This is a genomic window from Ensifer sp. 22521 (assembly GCF_052044795.1).
Taxonomy (GTDB): domain Bacteria; phylum Pseudomonadota; class Alphaproteobacteria; order Rhizobiales; family Rhizobiaceae; genus Ensifer.
In genome coordinates this window covers 1-16,631 of the sequence record NZ_JBQENM010000037.1, presented here as the reverse complement: position 1 = coordinate 16,631, position 16,631 = coordinate 1, and the positions used below count along the sequence as shown (strand labels likewise).

14 protein-coding genes and 3 pseudogenes are annotated in these 16,631 nt (G+C 58.4%); 11 read left to right on the top strand and 6 right to left on the bottom strand.

The features are described 5' to 3' along the window. Nucleotides 1-24: 24 nt before the first annotated feature. Nucleotides 25-723 (bottom strand): annotated as a pseudogene (locus tag ACTJKE_RS33195) (IS6 family transposase). Between the two features lie 492 nt (nucleotides 724-1,215). On the opposite strand from ACTJKE_RS33195, the gene ACTJKE_RS33190 reads away from it, so the two are divergent. Then, nucleotides 1,216-2,991, top strand: a complete 1,776-nt coding sequence (locus ACTJKE_RS33190) for an adenylate/guanylate cyclase domain-containing protein (protein ID WP_440693646.1) — start codon at nucleotides 1,216-1,218, stop codon at nucleotides 2,989-2,991. A gap of 100 nt (nucleotides 2,992-3,091) precedes the next feature. Here ACTJKE_RS33190 and ACTJKE_RS33185 read toward each other — a convergent pair. Both ACTJKE_RS33185 and ACTJKE_RS33180 read right to left on the bottom strand, forming a co-directional pair. Then, nucleotides 3,092-3,232: pseudogene (locus ACTJKE_RS33185) on the bottom strand (alpha/beta hydrolase); the annotation flags it as partial. A 137-nt stretch (nucleotides 3,233-3,369) separates the two neighbouring features. Further along, nucleotides 3,370-3,585, bottom strand: a complete 216-nt coding sequence (locus ACTJKE_RS33180; protein WP_440693644.1) for a hypothetical protein — start codon at nucleotides 3,583-3,585, stop codon at nucleotides 3,370-3,372. Between the two features lie 16 nt (nucleotides 3,586-3,601). Between ACTJKE_RS33180 and ACTJKE_RS33175 the strand changes: the two are divergent. Next, nucleotides 3,602-4,071, top strand: a pseudogene (locus ACTJKE_RS33175) (TRAP transporter large permease subunit); the annotation flags it as partial. Between the two features lie 49 nt (nucleotides 4,072-4,120). Then, nucleotides 4,121-4,267: a hypothetical protein gene (locus tag ACTJKE_RS33170; RefSeq protein ID WP_197423541.1), complete on the top strand. Its 147-nt coding sequence runs from the start codon at nucleotides 4,121-4,123 to the stop codon at nucleotides 4,265-4,267. Nucleotides 4,268-4,481: 214 nt separating this feature from the next. Here ACTJKE_RS33170 and traA read toward each other — a convergent pair whose 3' ends face one another. After that, complete coding sequence (gene traA, locus ACTJKE_RS33165; RefSeq protein ID WP_440693642.1) at nucleotides 4,482-7,763, bottom strand: Ti-type conjugative transfer relaxase TraA; 3,282 nt, start codon at nucleotides 7,761-7,763, stop codon at nucleotides 4,482-4,484. A 226-nt stretch (nucleotides 7,764-7,989) separates the two neighbouring features. On the opposite strand from traA, the gene ACTJKE_RS33160 reads away from it, so the two are divergent. The 3 genes from ACTJKE_RS33160 to ACTJKE_RS33150 all read left to right on the top strand — a co-directional run bounded on the left by ACTJKE_RS33160 (nucleotide 7,990) and on the right by ACTJKE_RS33150 (nucleotide 9,331). Continuing rightward, nucleotides 7,990-8,286, top strand: a complete 297-nt coding sequence (locus ACTJKE_RS33160; protein ID WP_058329614.1) for a hypothetical protein — start codon at nucleotides 7,990-7,992, stop codon at nucleotides 8,284-8,286. A 359-nt stretch (nucleotides 8,287-8,645) separates the two neighbouring features. Next, nucleotides 8,646-9,029, top strand: coding sequence for a hypothetical protein (locus ACTJKE_RS33155; RefSeq protein WP_440693640.1), 384 nt, complete (start codon nucleotides 8,646-8,648; stop codon nucleotides 9,027-9,029). A gap of 2 nt (nucleotides 9,030-9,031) precedes the next feature. After that, complete coding sequence (locus ACTJKE_RS33150) at nucleotides 9,032-9,331, top strand: mobilization protein (RefSeq protein ID WP_440693638.1); 300 nt, start codon at nucleotides 9,032-9,034, stop codon at nucleotides 9,329-9,331. Between the two features lie 228 nt (nucleotides 9,332-9,559). Here ACTJKE_RS33150 and ACTJKE_RS33145 read toward each other — a convergent pair whose 3' ends face one another. Then, entirely contained in the window at nucleotides 9,560-10,471 is a 912-nt protein-coding gene (locus tag ACTJKE_RS33145; RefSeq protein ID WP_440693636.1) for a nucleotidyltransferase and HEPN domain-containing protein, read from the bottom strand. Nucleotides 10,472-10,623: 152 nt separating this feature from the next. On the opposite strand from ACTJKE_RS33145, the gene ACTJKE_RS33140 reads away from it, so the two are divergent. Both ACTJKE_RS33140 and ACTJKE_RS33135 read left to right on the top strand, forming a co-directional pair. Further along, nucleotides 10,624-11,157, top strand: a complete 534-nt coding sequence (locus tag ACTJKE_RS33140) for a ProQ/FINO family protein (RefSeq protein WP_440693634.1) — start codon at nucleotides 10,624-10,626, stop codon at nucleotides 11,155-11,157. Between the two features lie 150 nt (nucleotides 11,158-11,307). Beyond that, nucleotides 11,308-11,562 (top strand): WGR domain-containing protein, encoded by a 255-nt coding sequence (locus ACTJKE_RS33135; RefSeq protein WP_440693632.1) that lies wholly within the window; start codon nucleotides 11,308-11,310, stop codon nucleotides 11,560-11,562. Between the two features lie 123 nt (nucleotides 11,563-11,685). Here the strand turns inward: ACTJKE_RS33135 and ACTJKE_RS33130 are convergent, their stop codons facing one another. Continuing rightward, nucleotides 11,686-11,835, bottom strand: a complete 150-nt coding sequence (locus tag ACTJKE_RS33130; RefSeq protein WP_440693668.1) for a hypothetical protein — start codon at nucleotides 11,833-11,835, stop codon at nucleotides 11,686-11,688. A gap of 203 nt (nucleotides 11,836-12,038) precedes the next feature. Between ACTJKE_RS33130 and ACTJKE_RS33125 the strand changes: the two genes are divergently transcribed. The 3 genes from ACTJKE_RS33125 (at nucleotide 12,039) to ACTJKE_RS33115 (ending at nucleotide 16,626) form a co-directional block, all read left to right on the top strand. Continuing rightward, entirely contained in the window at nucleotides 12,039-13,097 is a 1,059-nt protein-coding gene (locus ACTJKE_RS33125; protein ID WP_440693630.1) for an IS110 family transposase, read from the top strand. Between the two features lie 843 nt (nucleotides 13,098-13,940). Beyond that, the gene (locus ACTJKE_RS33120) at nucleotides 13,941-15,860 is read left to right on the top strand and encodes a potassium transporter Kup (RefSeq protein WP_440693628.1); all 1,920 of its coding nucleotides are present in this window, start codon (nucleotides 13,941-13,943) and stop codon (nucleotides 15,858-15,860) included. A gap of 412 nt (nucleotides 15,861-16,272) precedes the next feature. Continuing rightward, the gene (locus tag ACTJKE_RS33115; protein WP_440693623.1) at nucleotides 16,273-16,626 is read left to right on the top strand and encodes an HU family DNA-binding protein; all 354 of its coding nucleotides are present in this window, start codon (nucleotides 16,273-16,275) and stop codon (nucleotides 16,624-16,626) included. The last annotated feature ends 5 nt before the right edge of the window (nucleotides 16,627-16,631 follow it).

Below are 16,631 nucleotides of genomic sequence, written 5' to 3'. Positions count from 1 at the left end.
CGGACATGGCTTTTGTCTGGAACCTCAGACTGTTGCGCCGGCCACGGCATTCCACTGCGCTATCGTGCGGATCCGCTGAATGTGGGTGGCGAGGGCTGAGCGTTTCTGGTGCGGCGGGACGACGAGATTTCGGACTGCTGAAAAGACTGAGATGAACGTTACAGCAGATCGAAATCCCTGCATCATCCGTTCTCGTTTTCGAAGTGGCACGTGAGAATTCTCCGCGCGATTGTTCAGCCCCTTGTGCGAGCGATGTTCGACAGCCGACATCACCTCGCGTCTTGCCGCTCCATTTGAGCGCAGCTTGTCGGTGACGATCCGCTTCGGCGCTAAGCCTTGCTTCTTCAGCAGCCTGACCAGCAATCGCTTGGCAGCTTTGGTATCGCGCCGCGCCTGGACGATCTCGTCGAGAACGTAACCGTCCTGGTCAACGGCACGCCAAAGCCAATGCTTGCGGCCGCCGATGGAAATCACGACCTCTTCCAGATGCCAGATGTCCTTTCACGACGGCTTCTTTCTGCGCAACTGCTTCGCGTAAGCCGCGCCGAATTTGCGGCCCCATCGCCGTATCATTTCGTAGGACACGAATGCCACGCTCCAACAGCTTTTCCTCGACCAACCGCAGGCTCAAAGGGAACCGAGCGGTGGTTCTTGTGGCTGATGGTCGGTTCGCTCATCCCCGCCAAAATTCCTCCAACCTTTAAGCCACAGACAACGTGACATCACCCCGGCAGCTATCGGTAATGTTCCGTATGGGGAGGCTCGCTAGTGGCTTTCCGTGTCGCGAAGTCCTTCCGCCTGGACCCGACGAAGCGGAAACCGACAAAGAGCGAGGACTATGTCGCGTACGGCGTTTCCGGCCGGTATGGGGTCCAGTAGCGGAGGTCTAATGCCACAAAAACTAGGGAGGGTGCGCACTGCACAATGCGGAACTCACCTATCTATCGGCGGGGGCAAGGGTGTGACAGCGCGAGAGCTGATCACCACGTCTCACCCTGATTGAGCAGCTTCGCCCGAAGCGATCGCGAACGCCGCCTTGATACAAATCGAGGTCCGGACTGTCGATGCTACTCGGCTTGGAGCGGAACCGCGTCGCAGCAACGATCCCCCAGCGCATTCGCTCTGGATTTTTCGTTCCTATCCTGATTGGCTGGTTCATGAGCTTTCGCATTTGCTTATCAGGCGATACTGTATTTTCTTGGCGGAGGGGCAAGCGTGGAACGTCGCCTTACCACAATAATGGCTGCCGATTTGGTCGGCTATTCTCGTCTCATGGCGGCGGACGAGGAAGGCACCATTTCGCGGCTGCGCGATGCGCGAACCTACGTGATTGACCCGGCGATTATGGAAGGCGGTGGCCGCATCGTCAAAACCATGGGCGACGGGCTCCTAGTCGATTTCCCATCGCCAGTGTTGGCGGTAAGAGCGGCTCTTCTAATGCACCGCAGCTTGATCTCGCACGAGTCTCTTCAAGGGGAAGACCGACGTCTGCGTTTCCGGATCGGTATTCATCTGGGAGACGTGGTGATCGATGGGGACGACATCCTCGGCGACTGCGTCAACATCACTGCGCGTTTGGAAACCATCGCACCCGCCGGAGGCATCTGCATATCTCGTGCAATCTACGATCATGTGCAAGGCAAGATAGACGCTGGGATGACGTGGCTCGGGCCACAGTCCGTTAAGAACATCCCCGAACCAATTGACGTGTGGCAGGTCGAGGTGGACGGCACGGCGCCGAGCCCGGTTCGGCTCTCTGGCCAGGAACGTGCTTCGATCGCGGTTCTCCCATTTCAGAATTTTTCTGCCACGCCCGATCAGGACTTCTTTGTCGACGGACTGGTCGAAGACGTCATCACGGAACTAGGTCGCTTTCGATGGTTGTTCGTGATCGCTCGCAACTCGACTTTCGCCTACAAGGGAACAGCCAAGGACGTACGCAAGATCGCCCGGGAACTTGGTGTGCGCTATGTCGTGGAAGGATCGGTTCGGCGGTCAGGTGATCGTTTGAGGATCACTGTACAGCTAATCGACGCGATGTCCGGAGCACACATCTGGGCCGAGCGGTGGGATCGTCCGATCGCCGATTTTTTTGATGTGCAGGATGAGATAACGCGCCGGATTATCGCGGGCATCGAACCAGAACTGGGAGCGCACGAACGGGGCCTCGCCCTCGCCAAATCGACGGACAACCTTACTGCTTGGGAACTTTGTCACCGCGGCCTTGCTGAATTGCTTTCCTTCGAAGCAGGTTCTCAAGCCACTGCCGAGAAGTTCCTTCGACAAGCGCTCGAACACGATCCGAATTTCGCACTTCCCTACGCCTATTTAGCTCGTCACCGATACGCACTCGTACTTTGGGGGCGTGCCGCAGACGTGCCTGTCGCTATCAAGGAAGGACTATCGTTCGCCACGAAGGCCTTAGAAATCGACAGGCGGAGCGATATCGCGTACGCGATGATGTCGCTCCTTCTTACGGTGGACGGGCGAGCGGCTGAGGCCATGCCTCTCGCTGAACAGGGCCTTGTATTAAATCCCAACTACGCGTTTCTTCACTTCGCACATGGAATGGCAGCCGTGCGGCTCAGGGACGCCGATACGACGATTAGAGCCGCACAAAATGCCATCGATCTCAGTCCTCACGATCCGTCTATGTTTGCGTTCAAGACACTACTCGGTATTGGCTTGATGCTGAGAGGCCAGCCCGATGACCTCTCAACGGCCCGGATGCATCTACGGGAAGGCGCGTCCTTCGAACGCACAACCTATTATCCATTCATTGGGGCAGCGTTGCTCGCCCTCAGGGCGGGCAATACCGATGAAGTGAGTATCTGGATCTCTGATGCTTTGAAGAAATTTCCAAACCTGAATGCGGAATACGTCCGAGAGGCGGCCCACCCATTCTATGAAGGCAGTCCTTACTGCGACTACCTCGACAGGTTGATCGAGCAGGGGCTCCCCCCGGGAGAGAAGCGTCTGATCGAAGAATAATCGCGTCGGACTGCCAGCACGAAAGCACAAATGTATGGCTCTTACGCCAAAGCCGCCACCCGTCCGGGGGCGGCCTTTGATCACCAGCATTTTACAGTGATTACTGTGCAGCCTCTTCGATGAGGTCCGCAACGGCTTGAGGCTGCGACACCATCACAACATGGGATGCACCTTTGATCACGACAGTGTGCTTTGAGCCTGCCCGTTCGGCCTTGAAGCCGAGTGCCTTCGCTGGGATGTCCGCTTTTTGACCTCGCGATAGACAGCAAGCTGCGAGGATGCGACCTGGTGAAGATCAAAATCGGTACGCTCGTGACCGGTCCGGAATACGGACCCGCGCAATGGTGTTTCAACAGAAGACCGGCAGGCCGGTCCAGTTTATAGCGCGGCGATCAGGATGATACGAATCTCACCTTGATTGCCGCCGTGCACCAGTTCGAGATCACGCCTGATACTCGAGCAAGTCTGCTGGCGCATCTTACGAGACGTGACGGAACGGTGGACGACTTCGCTTTTCCCAGTCGTGTTGATGCCAACCGTCATTTGACTGGTGGATGAATGGGTGTCGGCGATCGGGAAGAATATGGCACGCATTCGCTGCGCAGAACCAACGGCGCGAACGACCGCGATGGTCTGCTGGTTGTTCGTCGGTTCGGCGACCTTCGCATCCGTATTCGCCTATCTCGGCGGCCAACAGCTCATCAGAGACTTCGTGACCGGCCTGGACATGTCGCCGCTGATGTTCCTGATCCTGGCCAGATCATCATCTTCATTCTCGGCTGGCCTCTGGAATGGACTGAAATCATCGTCATCTTCATCCCGATCTTCATTCCGCTGCTGCCGCATTTCGGGATCGATCCGCTGTTCTTCGGTATCCTCGTGGCAATCAACCTGCAGACGGCCTTCCTATCACCACCCATGGCGATGTCGGCATACTACTTGAAGGGCGTCTAGCCTCCGCATGTCAAACTGACCGACATCTTCCGCGGCATGATGCCGTATATGTTGATCGTCATTCCCTGCATGGTGAACATCTATCTGTTCCCGAGCATCGTCTACATCCTGCCGAATCTACTCTAAGGAGGACAGAGATGACGCAGTGTCTGGCCCATCCCGAGAGGATAGACCGATGAACAGAAGCCGGTTTTTTGCAATATTTGCATTCGTGACGCTTGTCGCGTTCTGCGCGGTCATCCTGGCGTTTGTTCCACGGTTCGATTTGGCCGCTGCACTGCTGATCGGGATTGTCCCTGCGGGGTACGACATCTGGGATTAGCTCTTTCGGCGACGCCCGTCGAAATCGTCTGGATAGACCGCAATCGTTCAACCGCCGCCCTTTCGTGACGGCAATCCGCTGCAAAAAGCCCGTCTCATCGACCTACGGGCTCTCGGCTTGGAAATTGATCATCCATGGCCCCTCCCTGTGAAAGCGAGAGCCACCGTCGTTACGCGAACTTCCGGTTAACTCGCGTGGCTGGGCTTCGATAGTTTTACATGCCCAAACCCAACCCCTTCTTCAGTCCTCGTGTAAGCTCATACTTTTGGCTCAACTCCGCCCTGTGCGCGCGATCAACGATGCGAGCGACCTCGTTGATGCGCTCGATCTTCGTGGTGTCAGCCAGCTGAAGTCGGTCGAGTTCCTTCTTGAACGAACGCGGGTCTGAACTGCCAAAGCGCTGTTCAAGCGCGTGCACGATCTGCTTTGCCTGTTCCAGTGCGTCTCGTCCCTCGGGATTGCGAGCAAGCTCTTCCACGAACTGCGCCTTCTGGGCCTGGGGTAGGTTATCGAGTTGCTTCAGGATGCCCTCACTGCGCGGCATGAGCCCTGGGACTTCGACCACGTCGCGCTTTTCCCGCTGCCAGGTCTCAGCGTCGCGCTCCGCTTCAAGTCGCCGCGTCCAGGTCTGGGCAGCAGCTTTGACGTGGTTGCCAAAAGCGCTTGCGAATTGGCGGGCAGCCTTGCGCTCTTTGTTCTCGCCAAACAGCCCTGCCCTGCCCTGCAGCGCACCGAACTGCTCTGGCCGCTCTGCGATAGTTTTGGCAAGCGCCTCTCCGGTTACACTCTGCTCGACGATCGCCGAACCGATCTTGGCGCTAGCTGCATCTGCATCGATGTAAATGCGTCGCCCGAGCGACCGCACCGACTCCATTTCGCGATCGAAGTTAGGCTTGGCTCTTTCTCGAGCTATCTGGTCGACCGCGCGGGAGTAAGTGGTGAGTGCCGGGACAAGAGGCTCGACCGTCCGGCGCTCATCGGCGTGTCTTTCTGACGCAGCAGCGTGGACGGCGTTCGAAAGCTCACGATCGCCAGTCTTTCTCGGTGAACTTCTTTGGGACGTGTGTTCCTGTGCGGGGCCAATCTGGATCTCGCTACTTATCCCAAGCTGCTCTGCCAATCCTCGCCGCTCGGCAAAGGCGCCGGTGTAGTCAAGTGTCGTTTCCTTCGCCCCAGATCGTCCCATACTTGCTGCCAGCGCCGTCATGTCCTTCAGCTCGTCGCAGCCTATGTAAAGCCGCACTTCCTCCCGATGACGCGTCATCGCAACGTAAGAAAGATGACGGTCCATGGTTCTCGAGGCCATGACGAAAGCACGATCAACGGTCGATCCTTGCGACTTGTGAATCGTGGTGGCGTAACCGTGGTCAAAGGATTGGTAACTTCTGACCGGTATGGAGATCGAGCGAGCGCTCTTGCTGCTGCCAGCTCCGCCGTCGAGACGTAAATGTAGTGCGTCCGGCTCGACGGCGATCACGTTACCGAGCATACCGTTCTTCACACCCAGATCGCGGTTGTTTTCAAGAAGGACGATTCGATCGCCGCGGGCGAACGCCCGCTCACCGTCATTCGTCCGATAGACGATTTCCTGCCCGAGCGAAGCGTGCTCTTCGACTCCTTTCGCCAGAAGCCCACGCTCCTGAAGGCCGGAACGGATCTCAGCATTGATCGCCCTCACATCGATGCGCCGATGGGCAAGTGCGATGCGGGAGCCGGCTGGACGGGCTTCGTTGTCTGCCAGGTAATCCTGCACCAGTGCCGCTCTTGCCTGATCTCGGTTTTCGCGAAACTCGACCGCATCGTGCTCAGCGTAAAGCGCAAGCCCCTCCCCTGTGCGATGGGTGGCAAAAGCGATCGAGGCGTCGCGCTGCCAGGCTGTGCCCTGACGTCGGATTTCAGAGAGTTGCACCGCACCGATTTGTTCGACAATCGCGCGGAACGGAGAACCGGCGCCGATCGCTTGCAGCTGTTCGTGATCACCTACAAGAACAAGTTTAGCGCCGGAGGCTTCTGCCTGTCTGACGAAGCGTGCTAGCTGTCGGCTGCCGAGCATACCGGCTTCATCGATGACGAGAACGTCTTTGCTGGTAAGCAGGCCTTTGCCGTTCTGCCAACCGTACTCCCAAGAGGCGAGCGTACGCGCCGCAATGCCGGATGACTCTTCCAGACCTTCGGCTGCCTTGCCGGCAAGGGCAGCACCATGAACGCGGTAACCTTGCGTGGTCCAGGCGCTCCTCGCCGCCGCGAGCATCGTCGACTTACCCGCTCCAGCAAATCCTATCACGGCAGCAATCTGCTCCGACCCCGTGATGTGACGCACGGCGAGACGCTGTTCGTCGCTGAGCCCTACGCGCGCGTTCGCCTCGTCTCGATCCGCTGTTCGTTGCTCCTGCTGAGGCTTGGACGCGGATAGATTGGCGCGAAGGGCCGCATCCTGAATGTCCAGCGCTCGCTCGACATGTTGAAGACGAACAGGGTGACTGGAGCGGTGCCCCATCCGCTCTGAACGTGCTGCCATCGCGTGTTCGGTCTCGACCATCTCCCGTGTCGAATAGCGCGCAAGTTCAGTCTCGGTTTCGGGCTTCAACTCAACGAGTGTCGGTGATGCCATGACAGCCGCAAAGGCATTGTGGAAACCCTGTGGATCGTCAATGTAGCGATGCAACGCCCGCGCCACGTCATGACGATCGAACACGCTCTTTTCGCCGGTGATGATGGTGAGTACCTGCTCAGGTTTTCTCCGGATCAATTGTGCGTTCAAGCGTGCCGCCTTTGGATCAATTTTGTCGCGCGACACCCCCAAGCCACGACGGTCCATCTGCGAAGCGTGAACGCCCATGTGCTCCGTTGGCTCGATCTCCAGACCGCGCTCTACATGCGAGCGATGATCGACGCGAACGTCCAGTCCGAGCCGCGTCAAATGACGGTTGGTATGATGTTCGAACAGTTCTCTGATCTCGCGGAGCTGCATGTGCGAGGTCGGCTGATTGTTCTCGAGCAGCCACTTGTTCTCGCGCTCGATCAGCGTCTTTTCTGCGAGCCCCTGCTCCGTCACCACCCGCGTTGTCATCACTACATGAGCGTGAAAGTTGCGGACGTCAGTTTCGCCCTGCGGCTGATGGATGGAGAAGTCGACTGCCGCACCGTAACGGTTCGCAAGCTCGCGCGCGAAGTCACGTGTTAGCGCCAGGCGGTCGGCGGCATCGATTTCATGCGGAAGTGCCACTTCGAATTCTCGCGCGACGCGAGCATCTTTGCGATGCTCCGCCTTCTCCACCGCATTCCAGAGCACTGAACGATCGAGTGCCCAGGCGGCGTTGACACCATCCGGAAGAACGATTTCCGAATGCTCGACGCCATGCTTGCGCGTGAAATCATGCACCATGCCATCGCGCTCATTCAGCATCTTTGTCGCCGTCCGATAAGCGATGACCGCGACCGCGCTGCGGCCGCCGCTTCGAGCGATCGGCTTCATGCTGCAATGGTAGATGGCCAAACGACACTCTCCAAAGTCGCACAACCATACCAAGCGCTGAGTTGCCATGCAACTCGTAAGTGCGCCCTTATAGTCTTTACTCGCTTCGCTCCCTCCGTCCGGGATCATGCAAGATGCACCGTTCCCCTGCTAATTCCGGGGTTGTGCATTCCGCAATGTCGACTACCCTCCCCGTACAACGCGCAATGGCAGAAACTCTGGTGACCACAAGCATTAGGAGAATCGCATGGCACACAAGTCGATCTCACAGCGCCTCGCCGAACTGGAAGAGCGCAAGAAGACGCTCAAAGCTCGGCTCGGAAAACAGGAGCGCGCCCAGGACACACGTCGCAAGATCCTGCTTGGCGCGCTGGTGCTTCACCGGCTGGAGCAGTCGAACGATCCCGATTTTACGCGTCGTCTGAGAGACTGGCTTCGAGGAGAGTTGCCCGGCTTTCTCACGCGTGACGGTGATCAGGATCTCTTCGCCGACCTCCTCAACCCGCTAACGACCAGCGCAGGCACGGGAGGATCCGCAGAATGAATGGAGTGACACTCGCCTGGCTAGGATTCGAAAACATGAAGCGGGAGGCCGCGCGTTCGCCATCGCCGTTGCAACTATAGCTATTAAATGGCAAAAAGACATAATCTCGTTAATTGCAAGATATCAGATCAACCTGAGAGATGGGAACGTCGATGATCAACAATCAAGCGTCTGCATCATGACGTGCTGCAAGGCACGCACGGCGGCCAGATCTGATGGTCGCCCATGGGAAAACATCACTTCGTGATCGCTCATGCGATCGCGCTCCTAACCGACGGAGAGTAGAAGGATTAGGCCATGTCACGCAAAGCCATAAGGGCCAAACTTGCCGAGGTTCCAGACCGCCGTGGCAACTGCTAATGACCAGTGCTCGTGAAGACGCGCCGGCGCTCAGTTCCGAGACGAACTACGCCCTCACCCGCATCTTCCAACTACTGCCCCACCTCGGCAGCCTCACCGTTCAAACCACGCATGGCGAGATCCGCGTGACGCGGGACTTTGCAAGCGGCTATGCGGCTGAAGTGGATCGGACCCTTGCCGAGATTTTCCGGAATGATCCGGCTGTAACGGGTATCGTTGTTCCGGCCACCGGCACGGCGCCGGGGCATACCGCCACACGCGACAATCCCTATTGGTCACCGGACGGCAAAACACTGCCTGCCATTGATGCGGCCTTGGCGTCGGGCGAGATCACACCTCAGCAAGCGATCGACAGAATAAAAGCCGTCAGCACACGGAGTTAGAAATGGCCCGAAAATCCATTGACCCGTCCTTGGCCGAGCTGGCGGCAAAACGTTCTGCTCGCAGGGCGCGGTTGTCGAAACCGGAACGAGCCAACGATACGCGCTCGAAGGCGCGGCTTGATGCGTTCTTCCTGCCGCGATTTGAAAACGCAAGCGATCCGGAATTCACCAACCGCCTCGGTGACTGTTTCCACCGCGAGCTTCCTGGCCTCCTCACCCTTGATAGTGACGAGGCGTTGTTTGCGGATCGCTTCAACGCGAAGCACGCTTGCGACTCGCGAACCTGCTTGCGGTTGCGCTGAGCAAGAGCGGCTTGCAGTTCGCCGCTATCTATATGGGACTTGTTATCGTTGCCGGCCGGACCGATTTTCTTGGAGGCCGGGTTTCAGGAAGGCACGTGGGTATGGGGCGTTTTCAACATCGCGTTCATGATCTTCTGCTCTGCACCGTTGATGGGCGCGCCGCTCGGCCGATCGAAGACGAAAGCCGAAGCTTCCTAAAGAGCGGACTTGCGCGAACGAAGTGAGGAGTTAAGTGGCGTTCGCCGCCTCGGCCAGTTCGCTCAGCCGCTCCTGACTGACTGTCTCAACGAGGCGGAGAAGATGCTCCGTCCGCTCAAGAAGCCAATCGAGGGCTTCCACGGTAATCTCGAAGTGCTTCGAATAGCGCGCCTTAACATAGGCTTCGTTCAGAACGTTGTACCAGGCGGCAAAACGGTGCTGATCGCGCGGCCAAGCTTCGACCAGCCGCTGGTCGCGATCCTCGGCGAGACCGCGGAGGAATTTGAGATTGTGCGACGGCGGGCTGTAGTTGGTGAGCGTGAGGAGCAGGCGTGAATAGGCGGTCTCGACTGCCTGATGTAACAAAAAGGCGGCATGATTTGCCCAATGATTGGATATTGCGACACGCGCCAACTCAAGAAAGCGCTTCGCACTTTCGTCCTGTCTTTCGGAATGCTCCCTAGCCACCCGGAGTGCATCGGCCGGCGAGAGCCGTTTCGGTTCGGCCAGTGGCCGATCATCGAGCTCGTAAAGCACGATGCCCTCGCGCAGAATGTCTACGAAGAAATATTGCCCGTCCGCGAGGAAGTTGTTCACCTCCCGGGCGCCATGAACAATCAACCCGACCGGCGTCGAAACGCTCCTGTCCCACATCAGACGATCGGTCGCCTTGTCCCAGTATTCCGGTTCTGCGAGCTTCTTCGAATTGACGATGACGAGGATGTCGTAGTCGGAGCGGTAACCCTTCATCGTATGCGGTTCATCGACCCACGTTTCGCGGGCGTAGGAACCGAACAGGATAATCTTCAGGATCCGCCCGCGCTTCTTGAAGTCGGCGGAGCCTCCTTCAAGCGCATCGGCAAACTCCTCGTGGATGATCTCCACAATGCGGGCAAGCTCGCGCTGTTTCTTCTCGGGAAGATGTTCGAGGCTCGTTTTCATATGCAACCAGTAGGATAAAGATGACTCGCCGTCTACTACAGGAATTATCAGGCAGGCGCGCGTCTCCTTGATTGCGCAGGCCTCCGTGGCTGGCCGCACTTCAAGTTCCGGCACACACGCTATAGATGCTCAGGAACTGACGTCGTTGGTTCGTGCTGTCGAATGGCGTATCCTTGAGTGGGGACATCCTGGATTGGCGGGGGCTGCGATGGATCAGAAAGCAGACGCGACGAAACTTCCCCGAAAGAGCTCCCGACCGGTTCTGGCGCGCGAACGAGAAGTCGCGAAGACGAAGGCGATCAACGCCCGTCTCACCCGACCCATCGCCATCCTTCCGGCCAATCGGCGACCCCATCCGACCCTTTGCGCTTGGGCTTTGGAATGACATCCGCCCTCTCCTGCTACCGGATATCAGCGTGTCGACGCTGCGCAAGGCAATGGCAACCTATGTGCATTCGCGGAGTTATCAAATCGCGATCGCGCGGGCAGATTCCATGCGCCATGATATTGATGGCGAGCCGGTCGGTCCTATTTCGGATGGCGACCGGCTGGATGCGCTCAGGAAGTATGAAGGCTTCAAGGCGCGCGATGGATCCAGCGAGCCAAAGTCGGCATTGCCGGCTCAACTGACAAAGACAGAGGCGATCCGGATGGCCCTTCTCAGGCGGAAGGAAAACCCGCGCTAGACGGGAGCAGCGTCTCCTTACTTCGCAGCTTCGGCTGTGATAGCGTCCACCGCGTCCTGAGACCGGTCCATCACGAAAATGAATCGATTACGTCCAATCGATTCAAAACTCTCGTTGGACGCGCGCGGCGCGACGCGCGACTCTGAGCGCATGATTACGCAGCCCTATCGCCTCTACATCGAACGCAAGGACGCGACCCGAAACATGGCCCGGTTCTATTCGCTCGAAATCGGCAGCAACCTCTTCGGCGAAATCTGCCTCACCCGTCGTTGGGGACGCATTGGCGCACGCGGGCAATCGACGGCCCATCAGTTTTCGCGCGAGGAAGACGCGATCGACCTGTTCCTTGATTTGGCAGGCCGAAAGCTCAGGCGCGGATATCGCCCGCGGATGCGGGCGCGATGAGCAATACAGAGCACTTGATCTTGTTGCCCCGCTTGCGGGGCGGCCGCCGGCAAAAAACCCTTTCAGGCGGGATCCGCGAAGCCGCAGACCCAACCTGGAAGAAAATGCGGTGAGCGATGCGCCTCACGCGGCGGCCGGATCGCTTTCGGTCGCGAGCGGCGCATTCGAACTCGGCTGCAGTCCGTGCAGATAGGCAACCGCGCGTTCGGCACGAGTTGCCATCTGGAACACGGCGCGCTTCTCGTTTTTCAAGCACTTGAGCCAGGAGGCAATATACGCCGCATGATCTTCGCGCGCGGTTCAATTGCGATGCCAAGGTCAGCCGAGAGAAAGACGCTGCCGAGTTCGGCAACATATCCTGACAGTCAATGTGGCGCAGTCGGCCCGTAGCTGATGAGGTGGAACGGCCCTTCTCAAACGGCATCAAGTGCCTAACGTGGTCGTGTTGAAAAGCCACCAGAAGGAAGGACCGCTCCATGGAAAATTTTACCACAGTCGGGCTTGATCTGGCCAAATCCGTTTTTCAGGTTCACGGCATTGCGTCGGATGGAAGTGTGGTCGTGCGTCGCGCTCTGCGTCGTTCCCAGGTGCTGGACTTCTTTCGAAGATTGCAGCCTCGCCTGGTCGGCCTCGAGGCCCGCGGCAGCGCGCACTATTGGGCTCGGGAGGTTCAGACACTTGGACACTCGGTTCGGATGATGCCGCCCGCCTACGTGAAGGCCTATGTCAAACGCAACAAGACTGACGCAGCGGACGCCGAAGCCATCTGCGAGGCCGTCACGCGGCCGACCATGCGTTATGTGCCTACCAAAACCCAGGGCGAACAGGCTGCGGGAATGGTGCTCAAAGCGCGGGATTTGTTAGTTCGACAACGCACCCAGTCGATTAACGCCTTGAGAGCGCACCTTGCCGAACTGGGAATTGTCAGGGCGGCCGGTTTAGTCGGAATTGTCAGCCTTGCCGCCATAGTACGCGACGAGGGGGACATCAGATTGCCAAGCGCGGCTCGAATGGCTTTGGAAGAGCTGGTCGAGCAAATCGAGACCGTGACGGCACGCATTGAAAGGCTCGACAGACAAATTCTAGCGGCGGTGCGAACAGACGGCGCCGCTCGACGTTTAACAGCAATTCCCGGCGTAGGGCCGATCATTGCGGCAACCGTTCGGGCAGTCGTGCCGGATCCTGCCGGCTTCCGAACCGGGCGCGATTTTGCTGCCTGGGCACGCGCGCATTCCAGCGGAGGAAAGGAGCGGATCGGTTCAATTTCAAAGCGAGGGAACCAACAATTGAGAACGCTGCTTGTCGCCGGAGCGACGTCGATACTCAAGCTGGCACGGCGTGGCCTCCAACCATCGCCGTGGATAGCGGCCATAATGCTGCGTCGGCCCTTCAAGGTCGTCGCTGTCGCACTCGCCAACAAGATCGCGCGCATCATTTGGGCCTTGCTCGTTCGCGGCGATACCTATCGGGGAGTCAAGATGATCACGAGCTTTCCGGCCGACCAGTCGGAGAGTCAGGCAAGGTGCCAATCGTGATAACCCAACGGGACGACATCCCGAAGCAAATCAGACCGTAAAATCGCAAGCGCACGAAAGCGCGAGAAGCTGATCAGGCGGTTTGCTCCGCGGACCTCATCGTGGCCAAGGCCGAAAAGCCAAGAAACAGGCCGGACATATGACCGCACCGTTCTTATTTGGGAAATACACGAGGGAAGATCTTGCCAAGCGGGCCGTTCCACATAGGCGATTTTGGCAAGGTCCTTCGAGTGGGGATCTGTCCCAAACTGCGCGACAGTCTCTCGCTCACCGTCAGCCTGTCAACCATGGTTGTCGGTTTTATGCGCTACAGCAGAGATCAGAGCTTTGCCGTGCTCGTACGCAACCGGACGTTCCTTATTGGCGTCACGACACGAAAGTAGCGAATCTGTCCGACTTTTGAGAACGTATGCGGAACCTATGCCTGCTTGACAGCGGATACGGTTAATTCGTCAAATGCAGATGACAGATGGAATGACTTCCGCGAGGGAGCTACTTCCGCTCTCGACCTCTCCAGCCATTCCCATCATTCGTTGCGAAGGTCGCAAAAGCGAGGGTTTGCTGCCGTTCACGCCGTCGCCTGCGGCATCGCCGAGTGCAATTGCCACTGTCAATCGTGTGGGCATTGCCTGCCATTCACGGCGAGCCGGGCCAGCATACTTGGCTTGACAACCCAACCCACGGAATATGGGATGTCGGAAATAGTACACCGGTTTCTCAAGGCTTCGGACTGGCAGGCGGCGCGCTGGCAATGGATCATGACCGGGTTGCGGCAACGAAACGTTTGCTTATGCGTGGCAGCAGGACTATCGCGGCTCGCCAGTTCTGGATGGAGTAGTTGTTATGGCCAACGCCGACGCTGACAGGGGCGCCGATCCCACGCAACCGGCCGCCCAAGACTCGCCTAGCCAGCCCAATCTTAAAATCTTGATGCTTGGCGCACTCGGTGTCGTCTACGGCGACATCGGAACAAGCCCTCTCTATGCGCTTCGCGAAGCGCTTCTGATAGCCGCGTCCGACGGCTCGGTGGTGCGCGAGGACGTGCTGGGAGTCCTTTCGCTGATCATTTGGGCGCTGACACTGATCGTGTCCGTTAAGTATGTCAGGTTCGTGCTGCGGGCCGACAACAAGGGTGAGGGTGGTACGCTCTCTTTAATGTCTCTTGCACGCCGCAGTTTTCCGGCGCGTTCGACCGCAATGTTGGCACTAGGCGTCGTTGGCGCGGCACTGTTCACGGGCGACTCCATGATCACGCCGGCAATTTCGGTCCTGGCGGCTGTGGAAGGCCTTGAGACTGTGACGCCGGCCTTCGAGCCCTATGTCGTGCCCATCACGCTGCTTATCCTCGTTGCACTTTTCGCCGTTCAGCGCTTTGGAACGGGCGCAGTCGGAGGCGTTTTTGGTCCGATCACCGGTACCTGGTTTGTCGCGATCGGAATTTCGGGGTTGAGCCATATCATCGCCAATCCCGACGTGCTGTGGGCGATCAATCCCTATTACGCGGTCCATTATCTCGCCGCCAATCCGGCACTCTCGCTTGGCACGATCGGCGCTGTTTTCCTGGCTGTGACGGGTGCGGAGGCGCTTTACGTCGATCTCGGCCACTTCGGCCGCAAACCGATCGTCCTGGCGTGGCTTTACATCGCTTTTCCTTGCCTTCTCCTCAACTACACCGGACAGGGCGCTTTCGTTCTGACGCGTACCGCCTTGCCAGCAAACGTCTTCTTCGACATGCAGCCGGGTTGGGCGCTGTTGCCGATGGTCGGTCTGGCGACCGCTGCCACGATCATTGCCAGCCAGGCGGTCATTTCCGGCGCCTATTCGCTAATTGGCCAGGCGGTGCAGATGAAGCTCCTGCCGCGCTTCAGCATTCTGCACACGTCGGAGACGCAGGAAGGTCAGATCTACCTTCCGCGGGTTAACTGGATGCTCGGCGTTGGCGTCGTGCTGCTGGTACTTGGCTTCGAGAGGTCCGGCAATCTGGCTTCGGCTTACGGCATTTCGGTCACCGGTGAGATGGTGGTGACGGATCTGCTTCTCTTTATCGTTATGCGTAGAATCTGGAACTGGTCCTGGGCCGCGGCGCTTTTGGCTTCGATACTATTCCTGATCGTCGACCTGGTATTCCTTGGCTCCAACATCATCAAGGTGGTCGACGGCGGATGGGTCACGCTAGCCATTGCTCTCGTGGTGTGCCTTATCATTTGGACCTGGGTCCGCGGAACGCGCTATCTGTTCGACAAGACTCGCAAGAGCGAAATTCCCCTCGATTTCCTTGCCGAGCAGATGGTGAAGAAGCCGCCTCAGCTTGTACCCGGCACCGCCATCTTCTTGACCAGCGACCCAACGAGCACGCCGACGGCGCTGATGCACAGCCTGAAGCACTACAAGGTGCTGCACAAGCAGAACGTCATTCTGACCGTGGCAACCGCCCAGGCGCCCACCGTTCCCGACAGCCAGCGGATCAAGATGGAGCCGATCAACGATCTGTTCATGCGGGTGACGATGAAGTTCGGCTACATGGAGCAGCCGAACATTCCGAAAGCCATGGCAATTTGGCGCAAGCAGGGCTGGAAGTTCGACATCATGTCGACCTCCTTCTTTCTCTCCCGCCGGTCGCTCATACCATCGGCCACTTCCGGCTTACCGCTCTGGCAGGCTCGGCTGTACATCGGGCTGGCCGGCACCGCCGCCGACGCGACCGAATATTTCCAGATTCCCACCGGCCGCGTGGTCGAGATCGGGACTCAAGTCATCGTCTGATCTGACCTCAGCAGCCTCGGTCGATGGTCCTTAACGTCAGCGGCGACACACCTCCCGAAAACTTAGCGTCGCTCGTCGGCGAACCCATCAATGTCGGGCGGATCAAGGCAAGCTGGAATGACATCCTGCGCCTCGTCACGACCGACATTATCAAACACATCAGCCCGCTCGGGTGGCAGCATATCAGTCTCACCGGCGCGACATCATCTATCCGTTGGTGCATCTCGCCGTCGCCGGTAGCGATGCGAGAACCGAAGGCCCCGGCCGCCGGCCGCGAGGCAGCGGTTCGCGCTGCCACGTTAGCGGCCGCTTTTTATGCGAGGGCGTACCCGAATCGGGGCCCCCACGGGGTCGGGAACCAACTTCGACAAAGAGCGGCGATTGCGTTGTGGAAATCGCCCGGATTTAGGCCCTGCTCGCTGAGACGCCAGATGACAAGAGGGATCCCGTTGGGCGAGAATTCCCGCGTCATCATGAGGGGAAAACAATGACAACAACCAATGAGATTGCAGAAAAGATCGCGACCGAACATGGCTTGACCAAAGTCCAGAGCAAGGCGGTTGTCGAGGCAGTCTTCGCCGCCGTCACCGCTGCCGCCACATCCGGCGCCGAAACATCGATCCCGGGCTTTGGCAAGTTCAAGGTCAAGGACACGCCTGAGCGCGAGGCGCGCAATCCGGCAACCGGTGCGACGATCAAGGTTGCTGCTGCGAAGAAGTTGTCCTTCGCGCCGGCCAAAGCTCTCAAGGACGCGCTGAACGGCTGATGCGC

Coding starts and splice junctions, on each gene's coding strand:
- ACTJKE_RS33150 (WP_440693638.1), top strand. CDS start 9,032: ATGGCCCGAAAATCCATTGACCCGTCCTTGGCCGAGCTGGCGGCAAAA.
- ACTJKE_RS33135 (WP_440693632.1), top strand. CDS start 11,308: ATGATTACGCAGCCCTATCGCCTCTACATCGAACGCAAGGACGCGACC.
- ACTJKE_RS33125 (WP_440693630.1), top strand. CDS start 12,039: ATGGAAAATTTTACCACAGTCGGGCTTGATCTGGCCAAATCCGTTTTT.
- ACTJKE_RS33120 (WP_440693628.1), top strand. CDS start 13,941: ATGGCCAACGCCGACGCTGACAGGGGCGCCGATCCCACGCAACCGGCC.
- ACTJKE_RS33170 (WP_197423541.1), top strand. CDS start 4,121: ATGAACAGAAGCCGGTTTTTTGCAATATTTGCATTCGTGACGCTTGTC.
- ACTJKE_RS33160 (WP_058329614.1), top strand. CDS start 7,990: ATGGCACACAAGTCGATCTCACAGCGCCTCGCCGAACTGGAAGAGCGC.
- ACTJKE_RS33180 (WP_440693644.1), bottom strand. CDS start 3,585: ATGCGTGCCATATTCTTCCCGATCGCCGACACCCATTCATCCACCAGT.
- ACTJKE_RS33145 (WP_440693636.1), bottom strand. CDS start 10,471: ATGAAAACGAGCCTCGAACATCTTCCCGAGAAGAAACAGCGCGAGCTT.
- ACTJKE_RS33155 (WP_440693640.1), top strand. CDS start 8,646: ATGACCAGTGCTCGTGAAGACGCGCCGGCGCTCAGTTCCGAGACGAAC.